Origin of the sequence: Aeromonas sp. FDAARGOS 1411 (genome assembly GCF_019047125.1) — a bacterium.
Taxonomy (GTDB): domain Bacteria; phylum Pseudomonadota; class Gammaproteobacteria; order Enterobacterales; family Aeromonadaceae; genus Aeromonas; species Aeromonas veronii.
Genome location: NZ_CP077214.1, coordinates 2,026,055 through 2,042,378, shown reverse-complemented (window position 1 = coordinate 2,042,378; position 16,324 = coordinate 2,026,055). Strand labels below are relative to the sequence as shown.

At 60.3% G+C, this 16,324-nt stretch carries 16 protein-coding genes; 3 read left to right on the top strand and 13 right to left on the bottom strand.

Annotated features, from left to right (window positions below):
- Positions 1-51: 51 nt before the first annotated feature.
- The gene (locus I6L41_RS09020) at positions 52-891 is read right to left on the bottom strand and encodes a sterol desaturase family protein (protein ID WP_216963511.1); all 840 of its coding nucleotides are present in this window, start codon (positions 889-891) and stop codon (positions 52-54) included.
- A gap of 168 nt (positions 892-1,059) precedes the next feature.
- Here I6L41_RS09020 and I6L41_RS09015 point away from each other — a divergent pair, with 168 nt between their 5' ends.
- A complete protein-coding gene (locus I6L41_RS09015; protein WP_216951155.1) occupies positions 1,060-1,851 on the top strand; it encodes an ABC transporter substrate-binding protein in 792 nt (263 codons plus the stop codon).
- 107 nt (positions 1,852-1,958) lie between these two features.
- Here I6L41_RS09015 and I6L41_RS09010 read toward each other — a convergent pair whose 3' ends face one another.
- The 4 genes from I6L41_RS09010 to I6L41_RS09000 all read right to left on the bottom strand — a co-directional run bounded on the left by I6L41_RS09010 (position 1,959) and on the right by I6L41_RS09000 (position 4,651).
- On the bottom strand, positions 1,959-2,702 hold the full coding sequence (locus tag I6L41_RS09010) for an amino acid ABC transporter ATP-binding protein (RefSeq protein WP_203116275.1): 744 nt from the start codon (positions 2,700-2,702) through the stop codon (positions 1,959-1,961).
- The gene (locus I6L41_RS20840; RefSeq protein WP_265177556.1) at positions 2,686-2,808 is read right to left on the bottom strand and encodes a hypothetical protein; all 123 of its coding nucleotides are present in this window, start codon (positions 2,806-2,808) and stop codon (positions 2,686-2,688) included. Before I6L41_RS20840 ends, I6L41_RS09010 begins: the two co-directional genes overlap by 17 nt.
- Complete coding sequence (locus tag I6L41_RS09005) at positions 2,792-3,751, bottom strand: amino acid ABC transporter permease (protein ID WP_019445267.1); 960 nt, start codon at positions 3,749-3,751, stop codon at positions 2,792-2,794. The genes I6L41_RS20840 and I6L41_RS09005 overlap by 17 nt, the downstream gene beginning before the upstream one ends.
- A gap of 99 nt (positions 3,752-3,850) precedes the next feature.
- Entirely contained in the window at positions 3,851-4,651 is an 801-nt protein-coding gene (locus I6L41_RS09000; RefSeq protein ID WP_201955798.1) for a transporter substrate-binding domain-containing protein, read from the bottom strand.
- Between the two features lie 513 nt (positions 4,652-5,164).
- On the opposite strand from I6L41_RS09000, the gene I6L41_RS08995 reads away from it, so the two are divergent.
- Entirely contained in the window at positions 5,165-6,301 is a 1,137-nt protein-coding gene (locus tag I6L41_RS08995) for a GGDEF domain-containing protein (protein ID WP_101529763.1), read from the top strand.
- An 18-nt stretch (positions 6,302-6,319) separates the two neighbouring features.
- On the opposite strand, the gene I6L41_RS08990 is transcribed toward I6L41_RS08995, so the two are convergent.
- The 8 genes from I6L41_RS08990 to I6L41_RS08955 all read right to left on the bottom strand — a co-directional run bounded on the left by I6L41_RS08990 (position 6,320) and on the right by I6L41_RS08955 (position 14,996).
- Entirely contained in the window at positions 6,320-7,654 is a 1,335-nt protein-coding gene (locus tag I6L41_RS08990) for an MFS transporter (RefSeq protein WP_047439233.1), read from the bottom strand.
- A 21-nt stretch (positions 7,655-7,675) separates the two neighbouring features.
- Positions 7,676-9,196, bottom strand: a complete 1,521-nt coding sequence (uhpB, locus tag I6L41_RS08985) for a signal transduction histidine-protein kinase/phosphatase UhpB (protein ID WP_216963508.1) — start codon at positions 9,194-9,196, stop codon at positions 7,676-7,678.
- Positions 9,193-9,783 carry a transcriptional regulator UhpA gene (gene uhpA / locus I6L41_RS08980; protein WP_216963505.1) on the bottom strand — a complete coding sequence of 197 codons (591 nt, stop codon included), beginning with the start codon at positions 9,781-9,783 and terminating at the stop codon, positions 9,193-9,195. Before uhpA ends, uhpB begins: the two co-directional genes overlap by 4 nt.
- 192 nt (positions 9,784-9,975) lie before the next feature.
- Positions 9,976-10,371: a nucleoside diphosphate kinase regulator gene (rnk, locus tag I6L41_RS08975; protein WP_005334070.1), complete on the bottom strand. Its 396-nt coding sequence runs from the start codon at positions 10,369-10,371 to the stop codon at positions 9,976-9,978.
- Positions 10,372-10,616: 245 nt separating this feature from the next.
- On the bottom strand, positions 10,617-11,354 hold the full coding sequence (locus I6L41_RS08970; RefSeq protein WP_216963501.1) for an ABC transporter substrate-binding protein: 738 nt from the start codon (positions 11,352-11,354) through the stop codon (positions 10,617-10,619).
- A gap of 82 nt (positions 11,355-11,436) precedes the next feature.
- Entirely contained in the window at positions 11,437-12,123 is a 687-nt protein-coding gene (locus tag I6L41_RS08965) for a hypothetical protein (protein WP_216963899.1), read from the bottom strand.
- 72 nt (positions 12,124-12,195) lie between these two features.
- The gene (locus I6L41_RS08960; protein WP_216963498.1) at positions 12,196-13,587 is read right to left on the bottom strand and encodes an alkaline phosphatase; all 1,392 of its coding nucleotides are present in this window, start codon (positions 13,585-13,587) and stop codon (positions 12,196-12,198) included.
- 11 nt (positions 13,588-13,598) lie between these two features.
- Positions 13,599-14,996 carry an alkaline phosphatase gene (locus I6L41_RS08955; protein ID WP_005334065.1) on the bottom strand — a complete coding sequence of 466 codons (1,398 nt, stop codon included), beginning with the start codon at positions 14,994-14,996 and terminating at the stop codon, positions 13,599-13,601.
- 322 nt (positions 14,997-15,318) lie between these two features.
- Here I6L41_RS08955 and ylqF point away from each other — a divergent pair, with 322 nt between their 5' ends.
- Positions 15,319-16,269, top strand: coding sequence for a ribosome biogenesis GTPase YlqF (ylqF, locus tag I6L41_RS08950; RefSeq protein WP_005334061.1), 951 nt, complete (start codon positions 15,319-15,321; stop codon positions 16,267-16,269).
- Positions 16,270-16,324: the final 55 nt, after the last annotated feature.

Genomic DNA, 16,324 nt, shown 5'->3' with positions numbered 1-16,324 from the left:
GACTGGTTATCAGGGGCTTGCTATCCGGTAGTTGCTATTCGATGCGAAGGCTCAGCGGCTGGCAGGTCCGGCCGGTTTGCCAAACAGCACTGCGAGCTTTTGTCGCCAGGGTAGGCCACGGGCGTCACGCAGCATGTCGCGCCACTCATGGAAGGTGAGAGTGAGGGGGTTGAAGCTGTGGATCGGCTTGGTGATGCCAAAGCGACACGACTCGGCCGGGTCTTCTTCCACAAAGGTGCCAAACAGACGATCCCAGATGATCAGCACCCCGGCGAAGTTGCGGTCTATGTATTTGGCGTTGCTGGCGTGGTGCACCCTGTGGTGGGAGGGGGTGTTGAAGATCCACTCAAGCCAGCCGAGCTTGCCCACCACCTGGGTGTGGACGAAGAACTGGAAACCCAGACTCAATAGCACGGTGGCGACCACCGCCTCGGGCGGGAAGCCGATGACAATCATCGGGATCCAGAACAGCCACATGCCGGAGATGGGATACATCAGGCTCTGGCGAAAAGCGGTGGAGAGGTTGAGCCGCTCCGAGCTGTGATGCACCACGTGGGAGGCCCACAGCCAGCGGACATGGTGGCTGGTGAAGTGGAACAGCCAGTAACAGAGATCCTGCAATAGGAAGAGCAGCAATACGCTCCAGAAGGTGAGGTCGATGTCGAACAGTCGCCAGCCCCAGAGGGTGTCATACAGATAAGCAATGGCGATGGCCGCCAGCGCATCGCCCCCTTGGTGCATCAGGGCCAGGGCGGCGTTGGCGAACAGATCCCGCCACTGGTAAGTGGCGGTGGGAAAGGCCGCGCCATGTTTGCGCAGGTAGAGCATCTCCCAGCCGATAAAGGCCAGAAAAATCGGGGAGAGATAGAGCAGAAGCAGTTGCACATCCATATGCGGCCATCCATTCAGAGCAATTGCTCTCCAGCATAAAGGATGGTTTTAATATTTCATTAACATTTTTCAGCCAACGAAGAGATGGCATGAAATATGGCGCGCCAGCAGAGGAAGGCGCAGTGGATGACTATGCTTGATGCAGGCTTTTTCAGGAGGTGCTGGCTTATGCGCGTCTGGTGTTGCTTGTTGTTGGGGTTGTGCATGATGGCGCACGCCAAGACCCGGGTCGAGATCCTGGCGGATGCCGCCTATCCCCCCTACTCCTGGCAGGAAGGGGAGGAGGTCAGGGGGATCTATGCTGACATCATCCGCGAGGTGACCTCTGCCATGCCTGACTATGAGGTGGTGCTCAAGCCCATGCCGTGGCGGCGCGGTCTGAGCATGGTGGAACAGGGGGCCGCCTTCGCCATCTTTCCACCCTACTACATGCCCGATACCCGCCCTTATATGTGGCCCTACTCCCAGCCGATGCTGAATGAAGAGCTGGTGGTGATGTGCGGCGCCAGTGTGGCGGCTAATACCCCGCAGGCCAGATTTCCGCTCGACTATCATGGTTTACGCTTTGGCATGAACGCCGGTTTTGCCGTCGGCGGCGATGCCTTTTGGCTGGCGGTAAAAGAGAAGCAGATCGACGTGGAGGAGGTGAAAAGCAATCGGGAGAACCTGCTCAAGATTGTTCGCGGCCGGGTCGATTGCACCATCAATGATCGCCTCTCCCTGCTCTATGAGTTGCTCAACATGATAAAGGCCGATCAGCTGGCGGTGGCCGATATGTCCCTGCTCAAACAGGGGCCGGTGCTCAGCAAGGAGCAGGGGTTTCTCGGCTACAGCCGCAAGGGGGAGTATCCCTACAAACAGGCCTTTATCGACCAGTTTGACAAGGAGCTCTATCAGCTCAAAAAACGTGACGGGGTGAAAGTGATCGTGGAGCGCTATCTGGGAAAGTCCCCGCGCTGAGCCGATGAGAGGGGCACTCGGGTTCAGCTGGGTTAAGCCTGCTCAGCGTGGCGCACAAGAAGAGGGACCTTGCGGTCCCTCTTCGTTTATCCAGCAGAGCGTGTTGGCTACAGCACCTGACTGAGGAACTGGCGCAGGCGTGGGGAGGGGGGATTGTCGAAGAAGTCGGCCGGTTTTTCATCTACCAGCAGTTCGCCACTCTCCATAAAGAGCACCCGATCCGCCACCTCGCGGGCAAAGCCCATCTCGTGGGTCACCACCACCATGGTCATTCCTTCGCGGGCCAGCCCCTTCATCACATCCAGCACTTCCCCCACCATTTCGGGGTCGAGCGCACTGGTGGGCTCGTCAAACAGCATGATGCGTGGCTGCATGGCGAGCGCCCGGGCGATGGCCACCCGCTGTTGCTGACCGCCGGAGAGTTGGGAGGGATAGCTGGCCGCTTTCACCGACAGCCCCACTTTCAGCAGCAGGGCCTTGGCTCTGTCTTCGGCCTCTTTGCGCGACAGGCCGCGCACCTTCTGCGGAGCGAGGCAGATATTATCCAGCACCGTCAGGTGGGGGAAGAGGTTGAAGGACTGGAACACCATGCCCACCTCTTCCCGCAGCTTGTTGACATCGCCGGGCTCGGTCAGGCTGATTCCATCGACCACGATATTGCCGTCGTTGATGGTCTCCAGCTGGTTGAGGGTGCGCAGGAAGGTGGACTTGCCCGAGCCACTGGGGCCGACGATCACCACCACTTCCCCTTCGGCCACCTCGGTGCTGACATTTTTCAGGGCATGCACTTCGCTGCCGTAGAACTTCTCGACACCGGTCGCTTTGATGATTGGATCAGTTGCTGCGCGCATATTTCGCCTCCAGAAAACGAACCGGGAAGGCGAAGGGGGTGCCAGTGATGGCTGCACTTCTCGATGCCTGTAGCACCTTGATGATGGGATCAGTTGCTGCGTGCATATTTCACCTCGAGACGGCGTACCAGGAAAGAGAGGGTGCCGGTCAGCACCAGATAGAGCAGGGCCACGGTAAACCACACTTCGAACGGGCTGAAGGTGGAGCTCACCACCTCGCGCCCCGCCTTGGTCAGATCGGTGATGGAGATGACCGAGACCAGCGAGGAGTCCTTGATCAGGTTGATGAACTGGCCTGCCAGCGGTGGCAGCACCCGCTTGAACGCCTGCGGCAGGATGACATAGCGCATGGTCTGGGCGGAGGTCATTCCCAGGCTGCGGCCCGCCTCCATCTGCCCCTTGTGAATGGAGCTGATGCCGGCGCGGACGATCTCCGCCACATAGGCACCGGTAAAGACCGCCAGCGCGGCGACCCCGGCGGTGAAGCGATCGAGGTTCAGCACGGTGCCGATAAAGAAGTAGACGATGAAGATCTGTACCAGCAGCGGCGTGCCGCGGATGAGCTCAACGTAGGTGACCGCCAGATTGCGCAGGGCGGGATTGGGGGAGAGACGCGCCAGCCCGGCCAGGGTACCGAGCAGGATGGCGAAGATGCCCGCCACCAGCGAGAGCTTGACGGTGACCCAGACGCCCCAGGCGATGGGGCCTGCGGTCCAGCTCAGTTGGGTGTCGAGGGTATCGCCACGAAAAACGGTATCCCCTTCGGCGACTTGTACGCCGGTACTGGCGATGGCTTGCCGCACATTGGGATCGAGATCGTCTTGCAGGAACAGCTTGCCCTTCTCGGCCTCGCTGGTGCCCGCCATCACGGTGCCGTCAAATTCGGCGAGATTCTTCTGCTCCGCCTGATAGGCGATGTATTGGGGAATGCGTTCCCAGCGCCAGGTGTAATCCACTGACTGGACAGCCTTGTAGATGCCGAATACGGCAACCAGCAGCATCAGCAGGAAAACCCCATGCCAGAGTAGCTGATTGGGCTGTTTTTCCATCTGTCTTGTCGGTTTGGGTGTGTGCACAGTCACAACCTCTTCTCGTTATTGTGTGGGGAGCTGCGTGGTGCAGGGGCGGCATGTGCCGCCCCCTGGAGGTTATTTGAGCTGATTCAGCCAGGCGTTGGATTCGAACCACTTCTTGTAGAGACGGTCGTAGCTGCCATCGCCCTTGATCTGGCGCAGGTAGTTGTTGAACCAGTTGAGGGTGTCCTGATCCCCTTTGCGGATGGCCCAGGCCAGCGGCTCGAAGGTGAACGGCTTGTCGAGGTGTACCACGGCGCCCTTGTTCTGGGAGGCGAAAATAGCGTTGTAGGGCAGGTCATAGACGAACGCATCGACCTTGCCGTTGATCACTTCCAGCTTGGCGTCATCCTGAGTTTCAAACTGCAGCAGGGTGGCTTTGGGGATCAGGCGCTTGACTGCCTGCTCGCCGGTGGTGCCGAGCTTGACCGCGATCTTGTATTTCGGGTCGTTGAGGTCGGTGAAGGATTTGATTTCGCCCGCCTTCTCTTTGCGCAGGACGATGGTCTGGCCGACCACGATGTAGGGATCGGCAAAGTTGACCCGCAGGTTGCGCTGGGGAGTGACGGTCATGCCGCCCATGATGACGTCGAACTTGTTGGTCAGCAGCGCCGGAATGATGCCATCCCAGGCGGTGTTGACGAATTCGACCTTCACGCCCATTTCTTTGGCGACCATCTTGGCGAGATCCACATCAAAGCCGATGTATTGGCCCTGCTTGTTGGTCATCTCGAAGGGTTGATAGCCTGCATCGAAGCCGACTCGCAGCACGCCGCGTTCGAGTACGGCATCCAGGGTGGAGGTGGGGGCAGGGGTCGGGGCCGCCGTGGCGATCCCGCAAAACAGCAGGGTAGAAAGAATCAGTTTTTTGATCATAAGTGACGTCTCTGTCGGTGGTGTGTTCGGCCTTGAACCTGATCCCGTGCGACTCCGTGGCACAAGAGACTGCTGCATCCGGCAACAGGCAAGACAGGATGAATGTCTTGAGCGGGACAAAAGCCCCATATGAGATGCTATGAATAGTGGTTGAGTGAAAAATGTACCAAAAACAGATTGTGTCAGAAGACTCAACAGGTTAGAGACATTTATTGCTCATGGCTTCATTCATAAAATCACACGAAAACAACATATCTATCTAATGGGGTGGGTTCAAGCCCAAATTATCCCCAAGACATTTTGTTACATAGAGAGGGGCTCGTATGTGGCTCTATTCTGGTTGGGCTTATCTTTCTTGCATATCTCAAACCTGCTATAGCGGAATGGTGTGAGTTATCTGGTGGTGTGAAAAACAGACGAACAATATGTTTTTATTGTGAAAACAGTCAGGGTCTCTGGGTCTTGGCAAACGGTTCTCATATACTCACTTACCTCCCTCTGCCTGGTTTTGATATGGATGTCTCGTTGTTGCTGAAGCTGGATGTATTTACCCTGATGGTGATGGCATTGGGGGGATATAGCCTCGGGTTTATCACGCTCTCCATTATCTGGTCGACCCACCGGGAGATCCCGGGCATCGGGTTATGGTGGTGGTCCAGTCTCTGTGCGCTGGTGGCCCAGATACTTTTCTCGTTACAGGCATTTTTCCCCAGCTCCTCCGGCATCTGGCTGGCCAATACCCTGATCACGCTCTGCATTGTGTTGATGCCGCCGGCGCTGCAGCGCTTTTTCGGACAGCCCCCGAACTGGCGTGCCGGGGGGCTCTTCATGCTGGTCTATCTGCTGCTTCTGAGCTGGTGCATTGTGGAGGGGGGGATGGCGTCCCGGGTGTTGCTGGCTTGCCTGAGTTACATGATGCTGGGTGCGGTGATCGTCTATCTGGTCTGGCGCCACGGTTACCCCCACTATCTGCCGGCGGTGATGGTCTTTACCCTGGTCAACGTGCTGCTCTACGCCTTCTACCTGATGCGGCTCTGGTTCCTCTGGCAGGACAACGTACAGATGCTGATGGATAAGAGCGGGGTCAATGTGCTGCCCTTCCTCTCCATGTTGATGGGGAGCTATCTTTCCACCTTCGGGGTGCTGCTGCTCTGTACCCAGTATCGTGCGCTGGCGCTGCGCCAGCAGGCTAGCCATGACCCTCTTACCGGTCTGCTCAACCGGCGTGGCTTTATGGAGCAGCTGAAGCAGCAAAAGTGGGGTGACAGTGGCGCGCTGGCCGTGCTCGACATCGATGATTTCAAGCAGATCAATGACCAGCATGGCCATGAGGTGGGTGATCGGGTGCTGGCCGAGCTCGGTGCCTATCTGGGTAGTCAGCCCGATCTGGTGTGCAGTCGTTTCGGTGGCGAGGAGTTTGTGCTGCTCTTCTCGCAGCCCGGCGTGCTGGCCCTGCAGCGCTGCGAGGGATTGCTGGAGGAGGTCGCGAACCGCAACATGGGCGGCCTCTCCATCACGGTCAGCATGGGACTCTCCCACTGGCAAGGGGAGTGGCACTTTGACCCTCTGTTCACTCAGGCCGACCATGCGCTCTACAGCGCCAAGCGGCAAGGCAAGAACCGGGTCTGTCAGGCTGGTCGGGAGGTGTAACTCCCGTTCAGTCCGGTATTACGTTATCTCGGCAGGCTGGGGGCGCGGTGCCTGCGCCTTGAGGAAGGGGAGCAGCAGCAGGGCCGAGACGCCCGCTGCCACCGAGATCACCACGAAGAAGCCGTTCCAGTGCCAGATCTCCATCACCTTGGCCAGCGGATAGCCTGACAGCGCCGCCCCCATATAAGCGAACAGCCCGACAAAGCCGGTGGCCGCCCCCGCCGAGTTCTTGTGGGAGCACTCCGCCGCCGCCATGCCGATCAGCATCTGGGGGCCAAACACGAAGAAGCCGATGGTAAAGAAGCAGGCCGCCTGCATCACATAGCTGAAGAAGGGCATCAGCCAGAGCGACCCCACCGCCAGCAGGATCCCCACCGCAAAGATCAGGTTCATCGGGCCACGGTTGCCGTTGAACAGCTTGTCCGATCCCCAGCCCGCCACCAGCGCACCGATAAAGCCTCCCACCTCGAACATGGAGATGGCCGAGTTGGCGCTCATCAGATTGAAGCCGCGCTGCTCGGTCATGTAGAGATTGCCCCAGTCATTGATGGCGGTGCGCACCACATAGACCAGCACGTAACAGCAGGCGAGCAGCCAGATATAGGGGTTGCCCAGTACATATTTGCGCAGGATCTGGCGATGGGAGAGCCCCGCATCCTGAGTCTGCTGGGCCAGCTCCATGGCATCCTTGCGCCACTCGCCTACTGTCGGCAGTCCCATGGCACTCGGGGTATCCCGCAGTCGCCAGCAGAGGAACAACCCCGCGATGATGGCGATAAGGCCGGGCACTATCATGCCGTAGCGCCAGCCATGTTGCAGAGCGATGGTGCTGACGATAAGGGGGATGAGCGCGCCGCCGACGTTGTGGGCGGTGTTCCAGGCCGACCACCAGACCCCGCGCTCGGTACGCGAATACCAGCTGGTGAGCAGCTTGGAGCAGGGTGGCCAGCCCCAGCCCTGGAAGAAGGCGTTGGCGACCCAGAGGGCGGCAAACATCCAGAGTGCCGACGAGAGGCCGAACAGGATGTTGATCACGCCGGTGGCCATCAGTCCGACACCCATGAAGTAGCGCGGGTTGGCGCGATCACTGATGATGCCGGAGAAGAACTTGGAGCAGCCGTAGGTGATGTAGAACAGGGTCCACAGCATGCCGATGTCGGACTTGTCTAGCATGCCGCTCGCCAGCATGTCCGGCATGGCGAAGTTGAAGCTCTTGCGGGTGAAGTAGAAGACCGCGTAGCCCAGATACATGGTCAGCAGCAGGTGCAGCCGCCAGTGGCGATAGGTGGCATCGATCTCGGCCTGATCCCGGATAAGGGGCCGGGGCGGCGCGCTTCTCATAAAACTCAGCACAGGCAGGCCCTCTGGTGGTGATTAGCCATGACTCTCTTCCCGTCTGCGACTGGGCAGATTGACCGTCAGCTGGGTGCCGTGAATGCAGGAGAGTTGCAGACTGCCCCCGAGGGCCTGTACCCGCTCGCGAATACCGAGCAAGCCATAGCCCTGTTGCGGGCGGCTTTCCGGCAGACCGCGGCCATCATCTTCCAGCACCAGTTGCAACTGCTCGCCGCTGGTCCGGGCGCGAATGGTGACCGAGTGGGCGTTGGCATGTTTGACCACGTTGTTGAGCCCCTCCTGACAGACCCGAAACAGGGTGACCCGCTGGGCATCCGAGAGATCCCCATCCGCCAGCTGCCACTCCAGCCGGGTGACGATGCCGTGACGCTCCAGCTCCAGCTCCCGCAGCAGTGCCCGTACCGCCTGTTCCAGCGTCATGTCGTCGAGCTGACGCGGGCGCAGCCGCCCGAGCAGACCGCGCACTGCGTCGTAGATCCCGAGCGACAGTGTGTCGATGAGGGCGCTGCTCTGGCCCACCCCGGAATTATCGGGGGCGAGGCGGCGCACGATCCCTGCCTGGGTACGAATGGCTGTGATGGTTTGGCCGATGTCGTCGTGCAGCTCGCGCGCTACCTCCTTGCGGATGCTCTCCTCGGTCTCCAGCAGCCGCTCGGTGAGCTGGCGATTGTGGGCGAGCTGGCGGGTCAGCGCCTGATTAAGTTCGCGCTGGCGCTGGATCCCGGCGCCGAGCAGCAGGCCGGTGAGGCTCTGGGCCAGCAGGGAGAGCAGCAGATCCAGTGGGTGATCGTGCCAGGCCTGACTGGCCAGCAGGGCGATGGTGTTCATCAGGGTGGCGAGCAGCGCCCCCTGCCAGCCGTAGCGCCACGCCATGGCGATGATGGGGATGGCCAGACAAAACGGGGTAAAGCGTACCAGCGAGTTGGGCAACCCCAGTTGCAGCCAGAGGCTCAATACGAACAGCAGCAGATACCAGACCAGATGGCGAAAGCGCCACTCCACCGGTTGATCCACCAGCGCAGGCCCCAGCGGCACCCAGGTGGCGCGGGTGAGGTAGTGCCAGATCAGCATGCAGGTGGAGGTCAGCGTCAGCCCGCCGGTCAGGCTGAGCAGCAGGGCCGAGAGGCCATCTTCCCCGGCCAGATGCCAGAGCAGGGCTTGCAGCAGCGCCGCCGCCGTGACGGTGGCGAGCAGCAGCAACAGTTGCTGCCAGTCGTTGCGCACCTGTTGGCGACGGGCAATCAGCAGCGGTAGCAGGGTCAGCAGACTGCCCGCGACCAGCCAAGGCCAGTGGGGCAGCCCTACCTCCAGATTGAGCCAGTAGAGCAGCAGGCCTTCGCACAGCAACAGCGGCGGCCAGTAGTGGCCGGGACTTTGCAGCAGCAAGCCGAGGCGCAGGCCGAAGGGGAACAGCAGCACCGCCAGCGCCGGGCCACCCGCCAGATGCAGGCTGATGCTCCAGAGGCAAAACCAGCCAGCGGCAAAGATGAAGCAGGCCGCCAGCGCGATGGCGACATAGCTGGCAAAACGGGAGATCACCAGCTATCCAGCATGCGGTGGGCCAGCTTGACGTTGTTGCTGACCTTGAGCTTGTCCATCAGGTTGGCGCGATGGACGTGAACCGTCTTGGGGGAGAGGCCAAGTTGCTCGGCGATGGCTTTCACCTCCAGCCCCTGTGCCAGCAACTGGGCAATCTCCCGCTCCCGATTGGTGAGGGGATCCCGGCTGCTGCTGGCCAGCTTCTGGGCGATGTCTGGTGTCAGATAACACCCCCCCTGGGCGGCGGTACGCACCGCGGCGATCAGCTCGTCCGGACTGCACCGCTTGGAGAGAAATCCCTTGGCACCGGTTTGCAGCGCCTGCTCGATGAGGGCGGGGCTGTCGTGAACCGAGAGCATCACTACAGCCAAGCCGGAGGGGAGCTGCTTGAGCAGATCCAGTCCCGACTGGTCGGGCATCGAGATGTCACAGACACAGACCCGCGCCCCGCTGCCGGGCAGACCGACAAGGGCGTCGCTGGCGGAGCCGAATTCGGCGACCACCTGCAGATCGGGCTCCAGATTGAGCAGTTGGGCAAAACCGGATCGGACGATCTGGTGATCGTCGATGAGGGCAATTTTTATCATGATGTCAGCCTGAAATTCGGTGCGTCATGACCATGACGCGGCCAACAAGATACCTGCCCCCCGAGTCAGGCTCAAGCAGCAGCAGGAAAAGGGGCTAAAAACCGGGGGGCAAGGTGCGCAAAGCTTGATCGGGATCAGCTGGCAAGGGCGAGCAAGCGGGCTGATCAACAGGGGATGACCAGCCCGGGGGACTCAGCGGTGCAGCTCGCCGGCGCGTTCCGGCTGATAAACCACTTCCAGAATTTCGACCTCGATGGTGCGACCGGCCGGGCCCGGCCAGGCGATGCTGTCGCCCACTTTCAGGCCGAGCAGGGCGCTCCCTACCGGCGCCAGTACCGAGATGTTGCTCTCGTCGCCCTTGGCATCGCGCGGGTAGACCAGGGTGAGGCAGAACTCGTTGCCGCTGCTCTGCATCTTGAAGCGAACCTTGCTGTTCATGGTGACCACGTCCGGCGGCATGTCGGCCGGTTCGCGGATCTCGGCGCGGTCCAGCTCCTCTTGCAGGGCCAGATGCTGCGGATGGTTGCCGAGCAGTTGTTCGATACGGTCCAGATCAAGGCTGGAGATAACCAGATGAGGTTGTTTCATAAGATATTCCTTATCAATAGCGGATAGCCCCATACCGGCGGGGGCAGGTAGGCCATCACGCAAAGTGTTACAAAAATGGATTCAACAGGTTCAATCGATTGAAAATGCCATGCCCCCAAGCGACTCGCGGCCGAAGGAGCGAGGCGGGGGCTCAGCAGGGTGTGAGCAAATGCGCGGAAATAGCGAGTATTTTCATGGGGCTACCATAACCATTCTGGCCGGCCTTGGCAACCGCGATTGAGTGACTACTCAGGAGCCTGATAGTTGTACTGACGGATGATCCGCGCCAGTGTGCCATCATGACGCATCTCGTCGATTACGGCTTGCCAGCGACGTCCCTCGGTGAAGGGGAGCTCTTTGCTGGCGGCGACATAAAACTGGGTACGCATCAGAGTCTCCCCGCGTACCAGCCGGTCGGTTGGCAAATCACCAAGGCGCTGGTTATAGAGGATGGCGTTCCAGGCGGCCACCCAGGCATCGATACGGCCCCGATGCAATTTCTGGGCATTGAGCTTCTCGGTGGCCACGGTATCACTCTCAAGCTTAAGTCGTTGTCTCAGCAGATGTTGACCGAAGGAGTAGCGCAGGGTGCCGATCTGCAGCGGTGGGAGATCTGTCACTTTGAGGGGAGAAGGATGAAAGTGGCGATCGCTGACGATGACAAAATCGTCATCGAGTATCGGTGTTACCCAGTAGTAGAGGTGTTCCCGTTGAGTGCTGCGTACCGGCGGGATCAGCAGCACATCCTTGCGGTGGATAGCCTGAGTGAGGGCTCTGGCCAGTGGCATCAGCTCGATAATGAGCGGTTCTTTAAGGCGTCGGGCGGCCTCCTCCATGATCTCGATGGCGACACCGCTTGGTTTGCCGTGAGAGGAGCGAATGACATAGGGGGGCAGCTCGGCCGCCACCAGCACAATAGCCTGGGCACCGGTGTTCACCAGCAATAACAGCAGGGCAAAAAAGGGCAGGCAGAGAGCGCGCATCAAGGTCGTGAGCCAGAGTCGAATATGCAGAGTGTAACATTCCTGCCTGCGTTGTCGTTGTGCCCGCTGAGGGGTTGGGATCTCAGTCGAAGAAATCCCGCAGATCGCGCACTTCGTAATCAGAGAGTTGCTGCCAGGGGAGCTGAGCAGGCAGCTTGCGCAGGGTCACCTCCATCCGGTAGCTGCGATATCCATCGAGGCTGGCCGACTCGACCACCAGCGGGATCTGCCACTGACTCGACCAGAGAATGCGGGTTCGTTGCTGCCCTTCGCGCTTTTCATACCAGCGGGCCTGCTCGGGGGCGGCCTCATCCAGTGGGGTCATCCCCTCGATCAGCACCGGGTTGACGAGATGGCGGATCCGCAGCCAGTCGGGCTTGAAGGCCACCTGGCCATACTCTTCCACCGGCACTTCAACCAGCTGGTTGTGCCAGCTGTCGGCATAGCGCAGCTGAAGTTCACCCTCATCACTGCGACTGACCCAGCGGGCCGCCATCTGGTGGGTAAAGTGCTTGTGGCCGGGGGTGGCGTCGTGAGTGGCGTGATAGGCACGGGCAAGGGGGAGGGGAATGAGCCGCTGGCTCCACACCTGATTGCCAACGCGCAGCCACTTCTCTTGCCAGACACTCTCTCTGGCGATGCCATCGCTGCCGGTGTTCCGGTCGTGATAGCTGATCCGGGCGGCGAGATCCGGGGGCGTGTCGTCAGCATGCAGGGGGAAGGCGAGGGTGCTGCCAAGCAGCCATAACGAAAGCAAAAGTCGCATCATCATCTGTCGCTCGAAAGAGCCGGGGCCCGGGCCGCTGAGTCAATTGCTCAGATGCACCCGGGCCCCTGCTGCTTACAGGCCGAGCGCCTCCCGCAGTTTGCCAAACACCTTGGTGTTATCCAGCGTGCCTTTGAAGCGGTTGCTGCCGGCTCCATCGGCAAACAGCATCACATCGCCGCCGCCGTGGGTTTCCGATGTCAGTTTGACGCCGGTCTCCTGCAGATAGTCATTGGCCATCACCTGATCGCTGGTGAGGACGGGGCGCACATCAGGGCGGTTGGGGCCGTTACCGAACACCAGGGTGGTGAAGGGCTTGCCATCCACGTCGTTCTGGGTCGAGCCGTCGCCATTTTTCACCAGATCCAGCACCGGATTGCCCTTGGCGGAGTAGCCGTTAATGGTCATGGTGTGGTCATGGTCGGCGGTGACCACGATCAGGGTATTGTTGAGATCCACTTTACCCAGCGCCGTCTTGACCGCCTCATCCAGTGCCACCGCATCGGTGAGCGAGCGCTTGGCGTTGGTGCCGTGCAGGGCATGATCGATCCGGCCGCCTTCTACCATCAGGAAGTAACCCTGACTGTTCTTGCTCAGCAGGTCGATCGCCTTGGCGGTCATTTCGGAGAGGGACGGCTGGGTATTGGCTGCCCCCTTGGCGACCCGATCCAGCTCGTAGTCCAAGTGGGATTTGCTGCTGAATAGACCGAGCACCTTGCCGCTGGTGACCTTGGCCAGTTCACTTTGAGTGGTGACATAGCTGTATCCCTGCGCCTTCATCTCGGCGGTCAGGTCGCGGTTGTCATTGCGACCGCTCTTGTTGCTGGCGCTGTAGGGGGTCCAGTGGTTGGCACCACCGCCCATCAGCACATCGACCCCATCTCCCAGCGCCTGGTTGAAACCTGCGCCTCTCGGAACAGCTTGTGCAGCGATGTCATAGGCAGCATCCCGATGGCAGATGTGGGCGTAGGTAGCCGCCGGGGTCGCGTGGGTCAGCTCGGTGGTGGTGACGGCCCCGACCGATTTGCCTGCTGCCTTGGCCAGCTCCAGGATGGTGGGCACCGGCTTGCCGTTATCGCTGCTGCAATTGTTGACGGTTTTGTTGCCATTGACGTCTTTGCCGGGGGCGACGGCTTTGGTGTCGCTGCTCATGGCGATCACCTCGTTGTTCATCTTGACCCCGGTGGTGTAGGCCGCCATGGAGGGGGCCGAGTCGGTGGTCTGGGCATCGTTGGAGAAGGTCTTGATGCGAGCACTGCGCGGCAGTTTCATCATCTCCAGATTGCCCTCTTCCCCCACCTTGAACAGGCGGGTGGCGGTGAGCACGGTGGGGCCCATGCCATCACCGATAAAGAGAATGACGTTTTTGGCATCACCGGCCTGTGCCTGGGTGGTTGCGCCCAACGCACTGAACAGGGCGGCGCAGACCAGCGTGTGCTTGATGGATGTGTTCATCTGTTTGCTCATGAAAGTGCTCCTTACAGCTTGGCCGCAGCCTTGATCTTGCCGAACACGGCGGTGTTATCGAGTGAGCCATGGAAGCTGTCAGCCCCCTTGCCGATGGCGCCGAGGAAGACATCTGTGCCGCCGTGGGTCTCGTTGCCGATTTCGCCTACCTTGACCACCACTTCCTGGTGGTAGTCATTGGCGGAGACGGTGGCATCGTCGAGCGGGGCAACGCTGCTGCGCGGGCCATCTACCCGGTTGTAGCCGTTGCCAAAACCTATGATGGTGTAGGGCATGCCCTCGCTATCCTTGCTTGGCTCGCCAGTCTCGTAGTTCTTCACCAGCCCGAGTACGCCGGGGTTGTCGGCGGTGGTCTTGCCGGTGCGCTTGGCATAGCCGTTGAGCACGAGCGTGTGGTCGTGATCGGCGGTGACCACGATCAGGGTGTTTTTCAGCTCGGGGTCGCTCTTTTTCACCTCGTCGATGGCGGCCTTGATGGCGTTGTCGAAGGCGATGGTGTCCTGCAGCGCCCGCTTGGCGTTGGTGTCGTGCAGGGCGTGGTCGATACGGCCCCCTTCCACCATCAGGAAGTAACCCTTCTCTTTGCCCTTGAGCTGCTTGATGGCGGCCAGGGTCATCTGGGCCAGTGACGGCTCGCTGGCAGGGCGGTCCAGGTCATATTTCATGTGGCTGGAACCAAACAGCCCCAGCAGCGGCTTACCCGCATCGGCCTTGTTCAGCTCATCCAGATTGCTGGCAAACTGGTAGCCCTTGGCCTGCATTTCGCTGATGAGGTTGCGGCCATCCTCCCGCTTGCCCTTGTCGGCTTTGGGCAGGAAGAAACTGCTGCCGCCACCGAGCACCACATCCAGCCCCTCCTTGAGGGCGCTGTTGTAGCCTTTGCCGCCCGGTACCAGCTGGACGGCGATATCCGCTTCCAGATCCCGGTTGCAGATATGGGCATAGGTAGCCGCCGGGGTGGCGTGGGTCACCCGGGTACTGGTTACCACGCCGGTACCGCGGCCATCGGCTTTGGCCAGCTCCAGCAGGGTAGTCACCGGCTTGCCGGCGCTCTTGCTGCAGTCGCTCTCATAGGTGGCGTCGCCGTCCATGCTGATGACGCCGTTGTTGCTCTTGACCCCGGTCATGTAGGCCGCCATGGAGGGGGCCGAGTCAGTGACCTGGGCATCGTGGGAGAAGGTCTTGATAAAGGCCGTCTCTGGCAGGGTATCGATGGTGAGATCACCCTCTTCGCCGACACCGTAGATGCGGGCGGCCGTCAGGGTGTTGAGGCCCATGCCGTCACCGAGGAAGAAGATGACGTTGGTGGGTTGGGCTGCGGGCTTGGTCGCCACCGTGTCATTGTCTGATTTGCAGCCGGCAGCCAGGGCGGCGCCGATCATCACTGCAAGTCCTGCCATTTTTCTCATTGGGGTTCGCTCCTTGTAAAACCTGAGCGCAGCCTAGAGGGGGTAGATGACACTTTTACTGACTATCGGTGACGGTTGTGTGAAAAAGTGATGAAAATGTTACACTATATCAATGTGTTATCTATCAATTGAGCCAGTTGGTCCGGTCGCTTCCGGCAAGGTTGCTCCGCCTCGGCGGTTTGCTGATTTGATGAGGTGATGGTTAGAATGACCTGTCAAAAGAGGCCCGCAGCAGGTAAAATGCCCCCCCTTCGTTCGATGCCCGCGGCAGAGCGCCTGTTGTTCCATGCGCGCGCCCGCAGCCCCACAGAGAGTAACGGATATGTCCATCAACTGGTTCCCCGGTCACATGCACAAGGCCCGCAAAGAGATTGCCGAGGTCATGCCCCAGGTCGATGTGATCATCGAGATGCTCGATGCCCGCATCCCCTTCTCCAGCGAAAACCCGCTGGTGCCCGAGCTGCGTGGTGATACCCCGGTGATCAAGGTGCTGAACAAGGCGGACCTGGCCGATCCGGCGATCACCGATCTGTGGGTGGCGCACATGGAAAAAGAGAAGGGGATCAAGGCGCTGCCGTTGACACAACAAGAGCCGGAGAAGATCAAGCAACTGCTGACCCTCTGCCATGAGATGCTGCCGGAGCGCAATTTTGAGCTGCGCGGCGTGCGGGCGATGATCATGGGGATCCCCAACGTGGGCAAGTCTACTCTGATCAATACCCTGGCGGGGCGCATCATCGCCCGTACCGGCAACGAGGCGGGGGTGACCAAGTCCCAGCAGCGGATCAAGCTGGATAACAACGTTATCCTGACCGATACCCCGGGTTTTCTCTGGCCCAAGCTCAATCCGCCCTCCTGCGGTTATCGTCTGGCCATCACCGCGGCCATCAAGGACACGGTGTTCGACTATGCCGATATCGCCATGTTCGCCGCCGATTACTTCATCAAGGCCTATCCGGAGCGGATCAAGGCGCGCTACCAGATTGACGAGCTGCCCGAGACTGAGATCGAGCTGCTGGAGATGATCGCCCGCCAGCGAGCGTTTATGCGCAAAGGGGGGCTGGCCGACCTGCACAAGGCGTCCGAGATCCTGATTAACGAGTTCCGCTCAGGCTTGCTTGGCCGCATCTCGCTGGAGACGCCGGAGATGGTGAGTGTCGAGATTGTCGAAGCCGCCGCAGAAGCCGAGCAAAAAGCCAAAGAGAAGGCCGAGCGGGAAGAGGAGCGTCAGGCCCGCGCCCGTCGCAAGTACGCCCGCAAGCGTCAGAAATAGTTATCCTCAGGCGTCCCGAGCTTGCCTGACTGCGAGCGAGCTTGTGTGACCGAGA